This window comes from Flavobacterium collinsii, assembly GCF_902804485.1.
GTDB lineage: Bacteria > Bacteroidota > Bacteroidia > Flavobacteriales > Flavobacteriaceae > Flavobacterium > Flavobacterium collinsii.
The window spans coordinates 1-338 of record NZ_CADCST010000166.1 but is presented as its reverse complement, the minus strand read 5'-3'; the positions used below and the strand labels follow the sequence as shown (position 1 = coordinate 338).

At 42.0% G+C, this 338-nt stretch carries 1 protein-coding gene; it reads left to right on the top strand.

Features of this window, described 5'->3' with window-relative positions; genetic code table 11:
• Positions 1-338: AMP-binding protein (locus tag FLA105534_RS23005; RefSeq protein WP_173968414.1), on the top strand; the 338-nt coding region annotated here is incomplete at both ends.

Here is a 338-nt window from a genome sequence, read left to right as displayed (position 1 = left end):
CTACAACAAGTACGGACCTACCGAAGCCACTATCAGTGCTACTATGTGCAGAGTCGACACAAGTCATTTAGAAAGTAATCTCATTCCCATCGGCAAACCTTTAAAAGGCAGTGAAGTTTATATCTTATCCGATGATCAGGCCTTAAAACCTATCGGAGTCTTCGGAGAAATATGTATCTCAGGAGATAGTCTCTCCCGAGGATACCTCAACCAGGAAGAATTAACAGCAGAGAAATTTGTTCCAAATCCTTTTATCAAAGGAGCTAAACTATACAAAACAGGCGATTTAGGCAGATGGCTAGCCGATGGCAACATCGAATTTTCAGGCCGTAAAGATC